Source organism: Bartonella sp. HY406, from assembly GCF_025449315.1.
GTDB lineage: Bacteria > Pseudomonadota > Alphaproteobacteria > Rhizobiales > Rhizobiaceae > HY038.
Map to the genome: position 1 here is coordinate 2,528,393 of NZ_CP104893.1, position 16,343 is coordinate 2,544,735.

The following is a 16,343-nucleotide window of genomic DNA, read 5'->3' on the forward strand; positions in this document are numbered from 1 at the left end:
AAATGCGTCGTTTTATGAAGATTATTCTTTCCCTTATTATTCTTGGTCTTGTTGCAATTGCTGGGATTATATTTATTCCCATTCAACGTACTGGCCCATTAGAAAACCTCCCCACAGATTATAAACCAGCCAAAGGTGCTGGGGAATATGTCGCAATGTTAGCCGATTGCGCCGCCTGCCACACTGCGCCTAATGGTAAAGCTTTTGCTGGTGGCCGAGAAGTTGAAAGCCCGTTTGGAACAATCTACTCGTCTAATATTACGCCAAGCAAAGAGGGTATCGGCAATTGGACATTAGACCAGTTTCGCGATGCTGTGCGTGATGGCATTGCCGCTGATGGTAGCCATTTATATCCAGCTATGCCTTATGAAAACTATCGTAAAATAAGCGAAAAGGACATGGTTGCACTTTATGATTATTTCATGCATGAGGTGAAGGCCGTTGATGAAGCAACGCCAAAAACATCACTCATGTTTCCATTCAATCAAAGATGGGGCATTAGGGTGTGGAATTGGTACGCCTTGCAGGGGGATGCCGGTTTTAACAATCGCTATAAAAATGAGCAGCTTGACCGTGGTGCTTATATTGTTGAAAGTCTCGCCCATTGCAGCGCTTGCCATACGCCACGTGATTTATTCTTCCGTCAAGAAAGCACCGATGCCACAGGTAAAAACTTTTTAGCCGGCGCTAATCTTTCTGGTTGGTATGCACCCGATTTATCAAGCAATCATTCAACAATGCAAGGTTGGAGCGATGAGGACATTGCTCTTTATCTAACCACAGCACGTAATAATATAAGTGCAGCGGTTGGCCCAATGCAGCTTGTTGCCGGTGAATCTTTACAATTTGCGAGCAAGGATGATGTCAATGCGATTGTTGCTTATCTTCGTCATATCAAACAAGATAGACCTGTTGTAAAATCAGCATCTGCCGCAATTATCGACACACAAAAAACAACTAAATTGCTCACGGATGCTGCACCGGATATGCCGCTTGGCGCAAGGCTTTACCTTGACAATTGTAATGCTTGCCATTTTGCCAATGGCCGCGGCGCACCGCAGGTATTCCCACAACTTGACGGTGCAAGCATTGTTAATGCCAAAGACCCATCTGGCATGATTGATGTTATTTTGCATGGAGCCCGCTTGCCTTCCACCAAACAAAGGCCGGCTGATCTTGCTATGCCAAGCTTTGCCTACCGCATGAATGATGAGGAAGTAGCAACATTGGTTACTTTCTTACGCCATGCTTGGGGAAATAATGCCCCTAAAGTAGATGCTAAAGATGTAGCAAAAATTAGAGCAAACCCGCTCAAACAATAAAAAAACGAGCACCTTAATAGTTTTACCAAGAGGGTAATGACGATTAAGGTGCTCTTTAAAACCAATCTGCTATTGCCCACTATTGCAGTTGCTTGACCATTGGTGAAAGATCAATTTCACGATCAATCAAATCTTCAACATCTTCTCTATGATGAAATACCCCTATCATAGCCGTGCCATTTTCCTTTAATTCTTGTAAGCGCTTAATCAGAGCCGCCCGCGCTACAACGTCAAGCGAGGCAGTCGGCTCGTCAAGAAACAATAATTTTTGCGGTACAATCAGTGCGCGCGCTAAATTTACCTTTTGCTGCTCACCACCTGAAAAAGTCGATGGATAGGCTTGCCATAAAGTTTGTTTAACCCCAAAGGCAGCTAAATAGTCTTGTGCCTTTTCTAATGCTATTTGTTTGTCTTCGCCTGCATTTAAAAGCGGTTCAGCAACAAGATCTTGCGCACTTACCCTTGGGCGCGGCTGCAAAAATTGTGTTACAAAACCAATCTCCTTACGGCGCAATAAGGCTATATCAATATCACTTGCACAAGCAAGATCAACCACACCGTAATCACTGGCATAATACACATGACCACCGCGCGGCACGCATGAGCGATAGAGCGTGCGCAGCAAAGTAGATTTACCAACACCATTTGGCCCACGTAATAGAATAAATTCGCCGCGATTAAGTTTAAAACTAATATTTTCAAAAGCCGGCAATTGAGTTTTTAATAAATGAATATCAAAAAATTTGGTAAGATTTTCAACGCGCAACAGCGGGTCATTTATTTGACCTATAAAATCCATTTTTCAAATGCTCCTTTCCTATTGATATAATTTTACCACCGATAATCTTACTACTTACAATTTGGCATGGACGAGTTGCTGGGTATAGGCATGTTGCGGATCATGAAAAATTTGATCAGCAAGCCCTTCTTCAACCACCAAACCGTGCCGCATAACCATAACCCTATCAGCCATAGTACGAATAACGCCAAGGTCATGGCTCACTAATACCATGGTCATATGCCGTTCACGTTGCAAACGTTTTAAGGTATCAAGAACAAGAGCTTGCACCGATACATCAAGCCCTGTGGTTGGTTCATCAAGCAATAATAATTGCGGCTCAAGCGCAATAGCCTTAGCAAGCTGCACCCTTTGCTGCATACCGCCTGAAAGTTCGATTGGACGAGCATCCATGCGCTCTAATGGAAACTCGGAAGCTGCCAATGCCAAACGCGCTTTTTGCCGCAATGCAGCAAAATTACGCTCACCTGCGACCAATAAACGCTCGGCAACATTGCCGCTACTGGTGTTTTTCATCAATAAGCCAAGATGAGGATTTTGATATACGATACCAATATGGCGCGCCCGTAACATACGCCGCGAAAACCGATCAAGATGAAACAAATTTAAATGATCATAACCATCCAAATCAAGATGATACTCTCCACTATCAGGACTATCTTCTAAATTCATCATTCGCAGAAAGGTTGATTTACCTGAGCCACTTTCGCCGACAATACCTAATACCTCGCCTGGATAGACCTTAGCACTGACACCGCGCAAAGCTTGCACAGGACCGAAATTTTTTGTAACATTATCAAGCTGCATCAACGGTGTTGTTTGCACAATTTGTGGATTATTGAACTGCCGCAACTCACTTATCATTGTGCCATCTTTCCATTTTGATACCATGTTTGCCCAAGGGTTTCATCTTCCCCTTCATTTTTACGAATGGTTTTTATGCCATAATTGCTATCTGATAATTCATAAACAGCCGAACCATCCTCTTGTGGCAACTCATTCATGAACATTCCTTTGACACCGCTACGCGTACAAATGGCGTTTTCATGGTTTTCAACCGCATAAGGAATATCGTCAAAAACAAGCGGTTCTACTTTTGTGTGAGGTGGCACCGCATAAAGACGTTTTTCACGGCCAGCAGAAAGAATAGTTAAATGATCCGCCATATGCAGTTTTTGCACATCCCAACGTGGAATGGGCGATGGGGTAATGACATGGCGGTCATTTACTAAGCTTGGATAGGACGCCCCTTGTAAAATACGCCCAGCGCGCACCATTTGCTCATATAAAATAAGCCAAAGCCTACTGTAATCAGCATCACCATGCATTTCTCGGGCCGTTGACATATTAGGCTCAACCGGTCTTAACGGCTCGGGATTGGGTACTTGCAATATGAGTATCTGATCAGCACTCAACTTTTCTTCAGGAATGCGGTGGCGTGATTGAATAAGGCTTGCTTTAAGCGTATCCCATGTTTCTTGCGCATTGCTTACAGTCTTAATAAATTTTCGGATTGTTGCCGCATTAACGCTATCATCTGCACCTTGGTCAATCACTTTAATAATTGAGCGTGGATTAACAAGGGTAAGAGTGACTTGCAAACCGCCCGTCCCCCAACCTCGTGCAATTGGCACTTCACGGCTTGCATAGGGAATTTGATAGCCAGGAATAGCAATGGCTTTCAACATGGCGCGGCGTAATTCACGCTTGGCAGATGGGTCTAAAAAACCATAGGAAAAAGACTGCCACGAGTGGGTAAGATCACTTAGTTTCATATTAATTCTTCTTCCAGTCTTTTTAAATCTTCACGCATTTCACTACCATCAGCATTGCGTCGCTTTATGCCGCGCAAGGCGTCAAGGCTCGATTGAAAGGTGACATAGTGAGGAAGTTTAAAATGGATGCAAAAGCCAGAAGATTCGACAGCTTCGGTATGATAGAGAAAAAATTCTTCTGACACAGCATCCGATTTGCTTTCGGTAGATGCATTTAAATCAAGTGTTGCAGCTGCAATAACTTTAACTTCATTCCAACCAAAAGTAGCAGAAAAACCAAGCTCCAACTTATCCTTTTTGGTTTTGGAGATAACCTCGGCTTGCGATATCTTAATACGCCCAGCGCTAAATTGCGTACCAGATGGATGCGACACTATAATTTCCGCTTCACTTAAGCGTAACTCATTAACTGTTGGATGAGCACTACCAAAACCACGCATAGCAGAATAACCAAGCGCCAAAACCCCGCCGGTATCGGCACGGCTTAGGCTTTGCAAACGATGGGCGCGACTTGCTGGAAATAGCAACGGTTCACGGGTAAGGTCTGGAATATCCTCTGCTGCAATTGGATGATGAACTGGTGCTTCAACCAATCCTTGCGCTTGTTGCCACTGGCTAAGAGAGGGTAAAAACGCTGGCGATGGCTTGGTACTTTTTTCCACTGCCTGCGCAATAAAAGGCTCTCCATTTAAGCTGTGGGTTGCTAAAATTTTATGGGCATAATCTAATGTTGGCCCTAAAATTTGTCCGCCCGGAATATCTTTAAATGCCGCAGATATCCGCCGAAGCGTAAACAACTTGTCCTGTTCTATGGTTTTAGCAATAGCAATGCGTGGCTGCGTTGTGCGCCAAGCGCGAAGTAGCAAAACCGCTTCATATAAATCACCACCGCCTTGAGCAATGGCGAGAGCGGCAAGCTCTGGCTCATAAAGTGAAGCCTCACCCATGACACGATCAATAAGATATGGGAGAGTGTTTTTAATTTCGGTAATGCGTTTTTGATCTATAGTGCCAATTGATTGACGATAGAGGCGCTCTGCTTGATCTATTGCTTTTTCACCACCGCGTGTTGCGACATAGGCCATGATTTTTTCTCGCTTTACAAAACTTCAACATAGGTGGAACGGGGTAGCCCGATAAGACTATTTTGACCGAAGAAAAAAATGTCAAAACCAAGCGGATAGGAAATAAGAGCATTACGCATTGCCCAAAACTCTGGGTGAACTCCGCCAATATGAATAGTTTTTTGGCCTTTAATGCCAGGTCCGGAAAGCTTTAATGCTGTTCCAACACCAAATTGTGCTGGCGCAATTAATAATGCGCCTTTTTCAGGATAGAGAAGGTCGCCAATTGCAATATGCTTTATCGCCTCAACATCGCTTTCATTTTCAAGTGACATAAAAACATATTGCGCTTGTGGAAGGGAGGAAGGTAAAGCACCAGTTGCTTGCAATTTTTGCCTTAGCGTGGGTTCATCGAAAAAAAATCGCGTTTCACGGTCAAGCAAAGTTTCGCAAAATGTTGCCCATGACAGATTATCACAAGTTATGTCACAACCAGGATTTGCCAAGGCTTTCATTAACTTTTCAAAATGCCTATTATCCAGTTCATCTTGTATGCTTGGTTGTATGTTTGGATTTTGCATTAAAATGTTTCCATCTCTACACGGGTGGCATTTACTTCACATAAGCGTTGATGATCTTCTTGGCTTTGCAACTCAAAGGCAGTTTTCAAAAAGCTGGAAATCTCATTGCTTTGGATATTTGCATTAAAAGCGGCATCAATAACCGCGATTGCCATGGCTTGCTCAAGATCACGGCCGACAATCATGCCATAACCGATACAGTTTAATTGTTTGAGCTGAATGTGAGCTTCAGCAACAAGCACTTCACCAAGGTGAAATTCACTGCCTTTTACGCTGTCACGCATCGGCACCATGACAAGACCAGTACGGCTTTGAATAACCTCGATATCGCCTAAATCATCAATTAAAGTTTCACTGAGTTGCTTGATAGCTATGCTATCAGCACGCGCAAGAATAGATAACCTATCACTATGCTCAAAAATATCATTATCACTAGGATTATCCCGGTTCTCAATGGTTGGGGACATAATAGTCGTCCTTTACTCTAAAAGGGTTACACAAAAATAGGGTAAATAAGTAAAGGCGCCTTAGTCGGTCTTAGTCTGTATTTAGCGCCAAAAGCCGTATCAAAGGCGGCCTGTATCAAAAGCAAATTGCACCTTTTCAGCTGCCCAGATTGAAACTGCATAGCCAATGGGGCGATACTCCAAATCGACATCGCATTTTTCCATCACGATAACAGGCTGGCCATTTGAAAGTTGGAGCATTTCCGCCTCCTCATCAAGCGCCAACCGCGCTGATATAATGGTTTCATGACGCAAATAATCATCAATGCCGTAATGGCGATAAATGGCACTATCACCAAGACCATCTTGATAGAATTGCAAAAATTCAGGAAAGCGTTGCGCTGGGTGATAAGAGCGTGAAATATGAATAGGCTCACCATCAGCAAAGCTGCGCTGTCCCACCATCACCAGTAAATCACCAAGATTTACTTTTAACTGCTCAGCTTTTTCTTTATCTGCTTCAACAAGACATGCAGAAATATTTTCAGTACTTGGCACACGCCCCTCACTTATAAGATTGGGGTGAAACCGCGTGCGCTGCGACACGACGTAACGGATTGGTCGGCGAAACTCGACAAAAGTACCTCGCCCTTGATCAACCCGTAATTTACCCATCGATACCAAAGCGGCAATTGCGCGGCGAATAGAATGGCGGCCAATGTCAAAACGCTGTGAAAGTTGATTTTCTGTTGCAAGTTGGCTACCCGCAGAAAGAATACCTGAGGATATTTCGTTATCCAATACGTCTCTAACGTATTTCCAGCGTCCATATGAAGAATTCATAGTATATCCTGTAAATTCATTCGAATGAATTCTTTATATACCTTCGTCATTTCAAATTTATTACAATTTAATTAAAATTAATATGATGATGAAAAATTTTATATTATTATTTAACCATTTTATTGTCATAAAAGTTTAATCTCTACTTTTTATATGATGCTGATATGAATGAAGTGGGAGAGTAAATATTATGAAAGCCGTTGAAGTTGCCAATATTTCCAAAACCTATGGGCGCACCAAAGCGCTTAAAGGTGTTAGCTTATCAATTGATAAGGGTGAAATGGTAGCGCTTATCGGTGCTTCGGGATCGGGAAAAAGTACATTAATCCGGCATTTGGCAGGTCTTGAAACAGCAGATCGCGGCAGTGCTGACATTAATATTTTTGGCGAAAAAACCCAAGAAAATGGTCAAGCAACCAAAGCCAGCAAAATGATGCGTGGCAAAATATCGGTGATCTTTCAACAATTCAATCTGGTTAACCGTTTATCGTTATTAACCAATGTTCTCATTGGTCTTTTGGGGCGTATTCCATCTTGGCGTGGCACTTTAGGCTTTTTCAAACGCGAAGAAAAAATAGCTGCAATTGATGCGTTGACACGAGTGGGAATTGACCATGCTGCATTTCAGCGCGCCTCAACCCTTTCAGGTGGTCAACAACAACGGGCAGCAATTGCCCGATCACTTTTACAAAATGCTGAAATTTTAATTGCCGATGAGCCAATTTCAGCCCTTGACCCAGCATCGGCCCGCCGCGTCATGGATATTTTATCTAAAATCAATGAAGAAGATGGCATCACCATGATTGTCTCGCTTCATCAGGTAGAATATGCAAGGCGTTTTTGCCCAAGAACCATCGCCATGCGTGATGGTGAAATTGTTTATGATGGGCCGTCAATCAACTTAACCAATGCGTTTTTATCCGAGCTTTATGGTAGCGCATCAGAAGAACTTGTTTTGCCCGATGCGGCTGATATGCCGTTAGCAAGCCACGATACACCGCCAAAAGTATCTGTAAGACAACAATATTTCCAGCCTGCGTGAGTTTATTTCAAATTAAAACAATTTTCGACCTTCCGCTTTAATATTTTTAAATCTAGGAGAAATGATTGATGAAAAAGCTTCTCAAAAGCTTTGCGCTTGGTATAGCAATGGCAACAGTTGCAACTGTATCTTTTGCACAAACCCTCAATTTCGGCATTATTTCAACAGAATCACAATCTCATTTGAAAACTGCTTGGGATCCATTCCTTGCCGATATGAAAAAGAAAACTGGCTTTGAAGTAAAACCATTTTTTGCATCTGACTATGCTGGTATTATTGAAGGCATGCGTTTTGGTAAGGTTGATATTGCATGGTATGGCAATAAATCGGCCATGGAAGCAGTTGACCGCGCCAAAGGTGAAGTAATAGTGCAAGCTATGGCTGTTGATGGCAGTCCGGGTTATTGGGGTGTATTAATTGTTGAAAAAGACTCGCCAATTAAAACCGTTGAAGATGTTTTAAAATGCGACAAGACTTTGAATTTCGGTATTGGTGATCCAAACTCAACATCGGGCTATCTTGTACCGATGACTTTTCTTTTTGCAGCCAATGGCATTGATCCTAAAAATTGCTTCAAAACCGTGCGCAATGCCAATCATGAAACCAATGCTTTGGCGGTTGCCAACAAACAGGTTGATGTAGCAGCAAACAACACAGAAAACATGGATCGTATCAAGAAAAACAATCCAGATGCTTATGCAAAATTACGCGAAATTTGGCGTTCACCACTTATTCCCGGTGATCCAATTGTTTGGCGTACCGATCTTCCCGAGGAAACCAAAACAAAGATTAGAGAATTTTTCCTCACCTATGGTACAGATCAATCAACTGGCAATATTGAAGAAGAAAAAGCTGTTCTAAAAGGCTTAACTTGGGGGCCATTTCGCGCTTCTAGCAATGATCAACTATTGCCAATCCGCTTGATGGAAATTGGCCAGAAGATAAGTAAGCTTGAAAATGATGATAAGCTTGATACAGCAGAGAAAAAAAAGCAGCTAGATGCATTAAATGCTGAAAAGGCTGATTTTGAAGCAAAGCTTGCAGCCAACACAAAAAAATAAAAGCTTAGGGGACAACTGGCTCATCCTGCACACTGTTTCATTATTATAAAATGCAAAGCATTTCATGGCTAGATTATCATCTAGCCATGATGGCTTTTGATTTACCCAATCAATAGGTTCAAAGACATGACAACAGCGGCTGAACGCTATCAGACATTAAATAATAAGAGTGGATGGAAGCACTGGATTTTTCCAAGCATCATTATTATCATTCTTGCATGGAGCTGGACCCCTGCCGAAATGTATTTATGGCCACAGCTTTTTACCCATGCCGGCAATATGGCTGAATATGCTGCAGGTTTTTTACATCCCGATTTCACCGAATGGCATTATTACTTGACTGAAATGCTAGTCACAGTCAATATTGCAATTTGGGGTACATTTCTTGCTGTTGTCTTTGCTATTCCTTTAGGCATTCTCTCATCAGCCAATATGGTGCCTACCTATATTTTGCAGCCTGTAAGACGTTTGATGGATCTATGCCGCGCTATTCATGAAGTTGTTTTTGCGGTTCTTTTTGTGGTTGCTGTTGGTCTAGGGCCATTTGCTGGTGTCATGGCACTTTTTGTTCATACTTTGGGCGTGCTTGCCAAACTCTTTTCTGAGGCGGTTGAAGCGATTGATCCACGTCCTGTCGAAGCTATCAAGGTTGCAGGTGGAACACCGATACAGCAAGTAATTTATGGAGTTATTCCGCAGGTTTTACCGCTTTGGATTTCCTTTTCACTCTATCGGCTAGAATCCAATATTCGCTCGGCAACCGTACTTGGCATTATTGGTGCAGGTGGTATTGGACAAATCATGTTTGAATCCATTCGCGGTTTTTCTTACTCGCAATCATCCGCAATATTATTAATCGTTATTGTAACCGTTGTTATTATGGATATTATTTCCCAACAATTACGAAAGCTGTTTATTTAATGCGAGCCGCTATTTATTTTACCCCCGATAAAAATCATCCAATAACAAAAAAAGCTGTAAGTTGGTTGGGGCGCGATGCATTTAACAGTGCAAATACGATATCTAGCCCTAATAACAAAGATTTAACGCTTATAAAAAGCCCAGCACGTTATGGCTTTCATGCAACGATTAAGGCGCCTTTTGAACTTGATGTGAGCTATGGGATCGATGATGTAGCAAAAGCATTGATGGATTTTTGTGCAATCAATAAATCTTTTAAGCTGCCCAATATCAAAATTGGGAAACTAGGTTCTTTTTTTGCACTGGTTCCCGAATTTTGCCCCGATGAATTATTTAATATTGAAGCGCGTACTGTAAAACAATTTGAAATTTACCGCGCATCACTAAGCGATGAAGATATAAAAAGGCGCAATCCACAAAGCTTAAGCGACAGGCAAAAAGACAATCTTACCGCCTATGGTTATCCTTATATCTTTGAAGATTTCCGCTTTCACATGACCCTAACAGGGCCTGTTGAGCACCAAATCCAAGATGAAGTGGAAGAACAGTTAAACACTTATTTTTATGAGTTTTTAGGCAAGGATCTTGATTTTGACGGATTAGCGCTTTTTATCGAGCGAGAGCGGCAAAGCAGTTTTTATTGCCATAGTTACTTCAAGCTTGCCAAAACCTAACGCCTATCCCCATGAAACTTAGTCAATGACCTTATTATCATATTTATTTTGCGCATTTTACGCAAAACTGCTGCACCGTTTTGCCAAAATGCTTTAATTGCGGAGATATATAATGCCTTATGAACAGGTATTTAAAAACGCCAAAATTGTTTTAGAAAATGAAGTTATTTTTGGCAGTTTACAAATAAAAGATGGTAAAATTGCCAATATAGATCAGGGTAAAATTACGACAGGTACAGATGTTGGCGGCGACTATCTTGTCCCTGGTCTTATTGAACTTCACACCGATAATATTGAAGGCCATCTTCATCCGCGACCAAAAGTGCGTTGGAACACTTTAAGTGCTCTTCATGCCCATGATATGCAAATTTGCGGTGCCGGCATTACTACTGTTTTTGATAGCCTGCGTGTTGGCAACGAAGAACTGCGCGGTGTAGCTACATCCTCCATTGCAGAATTAAAAGATTTAGCTGATACAATCGCCTATGCGGATAAAGAAAATTTGTTAAAAGCTGAACATTTTATCCATTTACGCTGTGAAGTGTCACTGCCTGATACAGTCGATATTTTTGACCAAGTAGCTGATAATAGCCAGATACGCCTTGCTTCACTAATGGATCATGCCCCAGGGCAAAGGCAATTTGCAACAATTGAGGCGTATAAAATCTATTATCAAGGCAAATATGGTATTTCTGATAGTGTTTTTGAAGAATATGCTGCACGCCGCGTTAAGCAATCAGCACAATATTCTCGTGACAATCGCTTGACCATTGCCCAAAAAGCGAAAGAAAAAAGTATTATCCTTGCGAGCCATGATGATGCAACCACCGATCATGTAAGCGAAGGGTTAGCGCTTGGCGTTGCGGTTTCAGAATTTCCAACCACCCTTGACGCAGCTATCCATGCCCACAAAAACGGTCTACATGTACTAATGGGGGCACCTAATATTGTGCGTGGCAAATCTCATTCGGGCAATATATCAGCCTCCTACTTATTAGAGCATGGCTGCCTTGATATTTTATCATCCGATTATGTGCCTTTTAGCCTATTGCATTCAGTTTTTGCTATTGCAGGTGATAATGATAATGATCTTGCAACTGCGATGCGCTATGTGAGCGCAAACCCCGCCACAGCAGCAGGCCTATATGATCGTGGCATATTGCAACAAGGGCGACGCGCTGACCTATTGCGGGTACGCAAGCATCAACATATGCCAATTATCAATGGTGTATGGCGAGAGGGACAACGAGTTGCCTGATAACCAGACCTTTGAAAATTCAACCTATGTGCCTGATCTTGGTTTTTTTGTCGCAATTATTGGGCCAAGTGGCGCGGGTAAAGATACGCTACTTGCCCTTGTGCAAGAAAGTTTCAAAAATGATCCACGCTTTGTATTTGCAAAGCGTGTGGTAACCCGCCAAGCGCAAGGTGAAGACCACGATACTTTATCAATTGAAGGCTTTTTGCACGCACAAAATAATGGTGCCTTTTGTTTAAACTGGCAAGCCCATGGGCTTTATTATGGCTTACCGCAGCAGCTTATTGATGACCTTACTCAAGGCAAAACTGTTATTGCCAATATTTCTCGCAAAACACTCAATCAGTGCGCAGATAAATTTAAAAACTTTGCAATTATTGAGATTACCGCCCAAAGAGACATTTTACGACAGAGATTAAAAAATCGTGGTCGCGAAAGTAACCAAGACATTGAGCAGCGTCTATTGCGAGCAAGCCTGCCCTTTGCATTGCCAAGCAATATATTGGTCTACCCAATTGACAATTCTTTCGCACCTCAACATGGTGCGGCGCAGTTGCAAAAAATTTTATGCCTTTTGCAAACTAATTGTAGGGGCAGGACCTATTAATTTAAATGACATAGCACAATAAACCGTAAAAGATACGAGCAGAAAAGCAAAAATGGGTAATATACTTGTCTAAGCTTTACAACATCGTGGATTAAAACGCTTTGTGCCCTTTCAGATAAAAAAATCTTACAAACACCATGTTGAAGAGCCTCAAACAATATTGATCTTTATTGACGCTTCTTCTTATATTTAATCTTTAGTTTTTTTGCAAATTTCCACATACCATTTTGCTAAAATTGAGAGGTTTTTGCAATAAAAATAGCAAAAGGCGCGAGCATGTCACGCTCGCGCAGCGAAATGCGGTGCGAAATTCCACTATAATAAGCGCATTTCGCCAGCATTTTTTATTAAAAACATCAACTATTGATCGAAGTATAGCTAAAGATGCATTAACTAAAAATAGTGGCGAAATACAAATTAGTTCGAAAAATAACGGTTTTCTTTAAACAATAAGTGCTGTTTGTGCATGTTGGTCAAAAGCCGCATTATAATTGTCATTGGCAAAATCGCGAGCTGAAGCACTATCTGCGCTATGCTGATCAGCCATAATACTAAAGGCATTCGCAGATCCGCTATCAGCAGCAAGGCCAAGTTGTGGCTCAGTAATAACATTACCATTTTTATCTTCTAGGGTAATGTTTGCACCATCAGCATTGGCCTGATTGACCAAATCTGTTAGCCAACCAATTTTATTTGGCTGCACATTGCGAACATCCAAACGAATGGTTTCAATATTGCTAGCAAGCAAACCAGAAGAGGATAGATCAACCAACCAATCTTTATAATTTGCTTCAAAACGGCTTAATGTGCTTGCGGTCAAGATAAGCGTATCATTACCTTCGCCACCATCAATTTGTAAAGCTCCGGCATCAATATGCCCATTCAAATGAATAATGTCGTTGCCAGCACCTGCATCAATTTTATTTTTACCACCATTAGCAGCAGTAACATTGCCAATTAAGGTCATTATGTCATTGCCTGATCCTAAATCAAACAGGTTAAGACCGCCGATGTTTTCTGCATGCACATTGCCTTCGATATAAAGGTCATCATTGCCGCCGCCAGCAAAAATATTATTAGCCCCACTATTGGCAAAGAAGTTACCAAGGAAAGTCAAACTATCGTCTAAATCACTTAGTTGAAAACGGTTTCCTGTATCATATGTAGGATTACCATTATTACTACCTTGGCTTACGATATCTCCGTTCACTTCCAGAGAAATTTGGCTGCCCAAATCAATATAGTTGCTACCATTATTAATTGCGCTGATACTATCATTGACAGTCATATAAAAAGGACCATCGCCACTTAAATACTGGGAGTAGCCAATAGAAATCATATTGTCACCGTTATCAGCGAGTATTGAGCCAAGAGTAAAATATCCTTGGTGAGACCCTAAACCTAAGGTGTTAAACGCACCTGTTGCATAAAGAGCGCCCAAAAGTGTAAATTCTGTTTTTTCACCCAAAAAAGTAAATTGATTATTGCCGCCTTCAGCACGAAGGTCACCACCAATAAATAACTTTGAAATATCAGAATCCATATAAATGAAATTGGAACCATTATTTTGCGCAACAACATCACCTGAAATCGCTATGTCACTCTTGTACCCATGCTCTCCCACATTTCCAAAAGAAAAGGAATTTGTAGTCGAAGAATCAACGCCTTCTGCATGCAACCCACCCTTTATTGCTAATTGATAATTACCACTACCAAACATAGCAACTTCAAAATATCCCCCGATGTTTTCCACCTTGTTTCCAAGTATAATGTTTTTATCACCATCTTGACCATAAATATTGAGTGAATTTTTTTCCCCTACGATAGTTTCACCTTTAACATTAACTGTATCATTACCGTTTAGTAAGTTTATCGTCAGTAAATTTGATCCATTATTATTCCAGAGTGGCGTACTACCGAGCAAATTACCTGTAATAGTAACAGTGTCATCAAGGTTAGTGCCCGTGAAATAACTACCATTGCCAAAATCACCAACAATGTGGAGTTGGCTGCCAGTAGTACTTGAACTCAAAACCTGCGCTAAAGCATTTTGGTTGCTTTGCTCCAAAGCATTTTCATCAGCATCAAATAATTTTTTTGAAATTACAGTCATCTTCCACTCCTTTAATAATTAATAATATAATTATACGATAATTAAATAAATTAACTTTACAAGTAGAAATAAGCGATTCACAAATAAATATATTTATATTATATTTAACTTATTTATAATATAAATCAATAAATTTCAAATTTTAATTATTCTAAAAAAGCAATATCATGACACTTAACTTATTGCACATTTACATATAGTTACGTCGTCACTGCCTTTTTAACATTGTCACCCCAAAATATTCAATCTTGTTTTCGTTGATAAAAATGGCAAAAGGCGCAGCATATCGCGCTCGCGCAGTGCGATGCAACCTTGGGTGCCACGATAATCAGGTCGTGCCAAATGGAAAAAGATTGCGCTACCGCAATGTTGTCGGCGTGGGCGAAGATTATAATCAAGAATAAAGCCAATATTATAAAGGCAATCTTGGCGCAGCATGGTTTCACAACTTGCAGGATAAGGCAGTTTTACCGGCCGGTTATAATTGCGGTCATTAACCGCATCACACCAACCATCATTTTTTCCAACTGTTTTAATAGGCACAAAGCATGTTGGTTTGATGCGTCGTGTTGGTTTTTGATAGCCCGATATAATCCGCATTTTTGCAATAGGTGTTTTTCCGTCCCCCTCGCGCTTTAATGCGGTTATTCCATTTTTGCCAATAGCACATTGAAAACTAAATTTGCCCGCGCGTAAAATAGCCCTATTTTTACCCAATGCGCTAGGGCGCACATCAATATTGTGCAAAAAACGGTGTTTTAAATTAGATTTTCGTTGTTTCATCACTATTTTCACCACTTCAACACTTGCAAGCACCTGTATTTATGTGAAGAATACATCATAAAATAATAAGGTAACAATGGCTATAAATGCCCTTGATAAGGAATGACATATGAGCGGTCGTACAATTTTAGTTATTGATGATGATGATGACCTACGTGGAATTTTGGTTGAACAATTGCAAATGCATGAAGAATTCACCGTTTTTCAAGAAGATAGAGCCTTGCCCGCGATAGAACGCGCTAAAAAAGATGATCTTGATCTTGTGATTATGGATGTTGGTTTACCTGATCTTGACGGCCGAGAAGCGGTAAAACAAATGCGCCAAAATGGGTTTCGCGCACCGATCATCATGCTAACTGGTCACGATACTGATTCTGATACGATTCTTGGCCTTGAAGCTGGCGCTAATGACTATGTTACAAAACCTTTCCGTTTTGCAGTATTGCTTGCTCGTATCCGTGCGCAGTTGCGCCAACATGAACAAAGTGAGGATGCAACCTTCCAAGTAGGTCCTTATATTTTCAAACCAGGCCAAAAATTGCTCATTGATGAAAAAGGCGGTAAAATTCGCTTAACTGAAAAAGAAGCCGCTATCATTAAATATCTTTATCGGGCGGGCGAAAAAATCATTAGCCGCGATACCTTGCTTGAAGAAGTATGGGGTTATAATTCAGGTGTTACCACTCATACACTTGAAACCCATGTTTATCGCTTGCGCCAAAAGATTGAAAAAGACCCTTCGAATGCTCAGCTTTTGGTAACCGATAGCGGCGGATATCGTTTAGTACCTTAATGAAAAAAAATGCTAATTTGCGCCTCATATTATTTAAAGTAAAGTGCGGCGTAAATAGCAAAATCTATTAAGAGAATTTCATTTCTGTTTCAATTAAGCGCCTCATTTATCACTAGCATATTTTCAATAAATAGGATCACCATCGAAATTCAAAATATGTGCTATATGAAATCGTTACAAAAAGCATAATTGATGGAGTTAAACTCCAACGAGATTGGTTTTAGTTAATTATGTGATAATCATAACGAGTGCATTATTGGC

At 41.1% G+C, this 16,343-nt stretch carries 17 protein-coding genes; 8 read left to right on the forward strand and 9 right to left on the reverse strand.

Features of this window, described 5'->3' with window-relative positions:
• The first annotated feature begins 2 nt into the window (after positions 1-2).
• Complete coding sequence (locus tag N6B01_RS10710) at positions 3-1,322, forward strand: cytochrome c (protein WP_262078702.1); 1,320 nt, start codon at positions 3-5, stop codon at positions 1,320-1,322.
• A 79-nt stretch (positions 1,323-1,401) separates the two neighbouring features.
• Here N6B01_RS10710 and N6B01_RS10715 read toward each other — a convergent pair whose 3' ends face one another.
• From N6B01_RS10715 to phnF, 7 genes are all read right to left on the reverse strand, one after another.
• Entirely contained in the window at positions 1,402-2,121 is a 720-nt protein-coding gene (locus N6B01_RS10715) for a phosphonate C-P lyase system protein PhnL (protein ID WP_262078703.1), read from the reverse strand.
• 54 nt (positions 2,122-2,175) lie between these two features.
• On the reverse strand, positions 2,176-3,012 hold the full coding sequence (locus N6B01_RS10720; protein ID WP_262078704.1) for an ATP-binding cassette domain-containing protein: 837 nt from the start codon (positions 3,010-3,012) through the stop codon (positions 2,176-2,178).
• Positions 2,982-3,896 carry an alpha-D-ribose 1-methylphosphonate 5-phosphate C-P-lyase PhnJ gene (locus N6B01_RS10725; protein ID WP_262078706.1) on the reverse strand — a complete coding sequence of 305 codons (915 nt, stop codon included), beginning with the start codon at positions 3,894-3,896 and terminating at the stop codon, positions 2,982-2,984. Before N6B01_RS10725 ends, N6B01_RS10720 begins: the two co-directional genes overlap by 31 nt.
• Positions 3,893-4,981 (reverse strand): carbon-phosphorus lyase complex subunit PhnI, encoded by a 1,089-nt coding sequence (locus N6B01_RS10730; RefSeq protein WP_262078708.1) that lies wholly within the window; start codon positions 4,979-4,981, stop codon positions 3,893-3,895. Before N6B01_RS10730 ends, N6B01_RS10725 begins: the two co-directional genes overlap by 4 nt.
• A gap of 14 nt (positions 4,982-4,995) precedes the next feature.
• Positions 4,996-5,541: a phosphonate C-P lyase system protein PhnH gene (gene phnH, locus N6B01_RS10735; RefSeq protein ID WP_262078709.1), complete on the reverse strand. Its 546-nt coding sequence runs from the start codon at positions 5,539-5,541 to the stop codon at positions 4,996-4,998.
• Positions 5,541-6,008 (reverse strand): phosphonate C-P lyase system protein PhnG, encoded by a 468-nt coding sequence (gene phnG, locus N6B01_RS10740; protein WP_262078710.1) that lies wholly within the window; start codon positions 6,006-6,008, stop codon positions 5,541-5,543. The genes phnH and phnG overlap by 1 nt, the downstream gene beginning before the upstream one ends.
• Before the next feature lie 99 nt (positions 6,009-6,107).
• Entirely contained in the window at positions 6,108-6,830 is a 723-nt protein-coding gene (gene phnF / locus N6B01_RS10745) for a phosphonate metabolism transcriptional regulator PhnF (protein WP_262078711.1), read from the reverse strand.
• A gap of 190 nt (positions 6,831-7,020) precedes the next feature.
• Between phnF and phnC the strand changes: the two genes are divergently transcribed.
• The 6 genes from phnC to phnN all read left to right on the forward strand — a co-directional run bounded on the left by phnC (position 7,021) and on the right by phnN (position 12,393).
• The gene (gene phnC, locus N6B01_RS10750) at positions 7,021-7,872 is read left to right on the forward strand and encodes a phosphonate ABC transporter ATP-binding protein (protein ID WP_262078712.1); all 852 of its coding nucleotides are present in this window, start codon (positions 7,021-7,023) and stop codon (positions 7,870-7,872) included.
• Positions 7,873-7,940: 68 nt separating this feature from the next.
• Positions 7,941-8,933 (forward strand): phosphonate ABC transporter substrate-binding protein, encoded by a 993-nt coding sequence (phnD, locus tag N6B01_RS10755; RefSeq protein WP_262078713.1) that lies wholly within the window; start codon positions 7,941-7,943, stop codon positions 8,931-8,933.
• A gap of 126 nt (positions 8,934-9,059) precedes the next feature.
• Positions 9,060-9,854, forward strand: a complete 795-nt coding sequence (phnE, locus tag N6B01_RS10760; protein WP_262078714.1) for a phosphonate ABC transporter, permease protein PhnE — start codon at positions 9,060-9,062, stop codon at positions 9,852-9,854.
• Positions 9,854-10,528, forward strand: a complete 675-nt coding sequence (locus N6B01_RS10765) for a DUF1045 domain-containing protein (protein WP_262078715.1) — start codon at positions 9,854-9,856, stop codon at positions 10,526-10,528. The genes phnE and N6B01_RS10765 overlap by 1 nt, the downstream gene beginning before the upstream one ends.
• A gap of 112 nt (positions 10,529-10,640) precedes the next feature.
• Entirely contained in the window at positions 10,641-11,786 is a 1,146-nt protein-coding gene (locus tag N6B01_RS10770) for an alpha-D-ribose 1-methylphosphonate 5-triphosphate diphosphatase (protein ID WP_262078716.1), read from the forward strand.
• The gene (gene phnN, locus N6B01_RS10775) at positions 11,779-12,393 is read left to right on the forward strand and encodes a phosphonate metabolism protein/1,5-bisphosphokinase (PRPP-forming) PhnN (protein ID WP_262078717.1); all 615 of its coding nucleotides are present in this window, start codon (positions 11,779-11,781) and stop codon (positions 12,391-12,393) included. Before N6B01_RS10770 ends, phnN begins: the two co-directional genes overlap by 8 nt.
• Before the next feature lie 442 nt (positions 12,394-12,835).
• Here the strand turns inward: phnN and N6B01_RS10780 are convergent, their stop codons facing one another.
• Together N6B01_RS10780 and N6B01_RS10785 are read right to left on the reverse strand one after the other, a co-directional pair.
• Positions 12,836-14,506, reverse strand: coding sequence for a calcium-binding protein (locus N6B01_RS10780; protein WP_262078719.1), 1,671 nt, complete (start codon positions 14,504-14,506; stop codon positions 12,836-12,838).
• 228 nt (positions 14,507-14,734) lie between these two features.
• Positions 14,735-15,289, reverse strand: a complete 555-nt coding sequence (locus N6B01_RS10785; RefSeq protein ID WP_262078721.1) for a L,D-transpeptidase family protein — start codon at positions 15,287-15,289, stop codon at positions 14,735-14,737.
• 109 nt (positions 15,290-15,398) lie between these two features.
• On the opposite strand from N6B01_RS10785, the gene N6B01_RS10790 reads away from it, so the two are divergent.
• The gene (locus N6B01_RS10790) at positions 15,399-16,082 is read left to right on the forward strand and encodes a response regulator transcription factor (RefSeq protein WP_182417779.1); all 684 of its coding nucleotides are present in this window, start codon (positions 15,399-15,401) and stop codon (positions 16,080-16,082) included.
• Positions 16,083-16,343 lie beyond the last annotated feature (261 nt).

What these genes read in the sequence shown, in the direction of transcription:
- phnC (WP_262078712.1), top strand. Translation starts at nt 7,021, where the DNA reads ATGAAAGCCGTTGAAGTTGCCAATATTTCCAAAACCTATGGGCGCACC.
- N6B01_RS10730 (WP_262078708.1), bottom strand. Translation starts at nt 4,981, where the DNA reads ATGGCCTATGTCGCAACACGCGGTGGTGAAAAAGCAATAGATCAAGCA.
- N6B01_RS10710 (WP_262078702.1), top strand. Translation starts at nt 3, where the DNA reads ATGCGTCGTTTTATGAAGATTATTCTTTCCCTTATTATTCTTGGTCTT.
- N6B01_RS10770 (WP_262078716.1), top strand. Translation starts at nt 10,641, where the DNA reads ATGCCTTATGAACAGGTATTTAAAAACGCCAAAATTGTTTTAGAAAAT.
- N6B01_RS10765 (WP_262078715.1), top strand. Translation starts at nt 9,854, where the DNA reads ATGCGAGCCGCTATTTATTTTACCCCCGATAAAAATCATCCAATAACA.
- phnG (WP_262078710.1), bottom strand. Translation starts at nt 6,008, where the DNA reads ATGTCCCCAACCATTGAGAACCGGGATAATCCTAGTGATAATGATATT.
- N6B01_RS10715 (WP_262078703.1), bottom strand. Translation starts at nt 2,121, where the DNA reads ATGGATTTTATAGGTCAAATAAATGACCCGCTGTTGCGCGTTGAAAAT.
- phnD (WP_262078713.1), top strand. Translation starts at nt 7,941, where the DNA reads ATGAAAAAGCTTCTCAAAAGCTTTGCGCTTGGTATAGCAATGGCAACA.
- N6B01_RS10790 (WP_182417779.1), top strand. Translation starts at nt 15,399, where the DNA reads ATGAGCGGTCGTACAATTTTAGTTATTGATGATGATGATGACCTACGT.
- N6B01_RS10725 (WP_262078706.1), bottom strand. Translation starts at nt 3,896, where the DNA reads ATGAAACTAAGTGATCTTACCCACTCGTGGCAGTCTTTTTCCTATGGT.
- N6B01_RS10785 (WP_262078721.1), bottom strand. Translation starts at nt 15,289, where the DNA reads ATGAAACAACGAAAATCTAATTTAAAACACCGTTTTTTGCACAATATT.
- phnF (WP_262078711.1), bottom strand. Translation starts at nt 6,830, where the DNA reads ATGAATTCTTCATATGGACGCTGGAAATACGTTAGAGACGTATTGGAT.
- N6B01_RS10720 (WP_262078704.1), bottom strand. Translation starts at nt 3,012, where the DNA reads ATGGTATCAAAATGGAAAGATGGCACAATGATAAGTGAGTTGCGGCAG.
- phnH (WP_262078709.1), bottom strand. Translation starts at nt 5,541, where the DNA reads ATGCAAAATCCAAACATACAACCAAGCATACAAGATGAACTGGATAAT.
- phnE (WP_262078714.1), top strand. Translation starts at nt 9,060, where the DNA reads ATGACAACAGCGGCTGAACGCTATCAGACATTAAATAATAAGAGTGGA.
- N6B01_RS10780 (WP_262078719.1), bottom strand. Translation starts at nt 14,506, where the DNA reads ATGACTGTAATTTCAAAAAAATTATTTGATGCTGATGAAAATGCTTTG.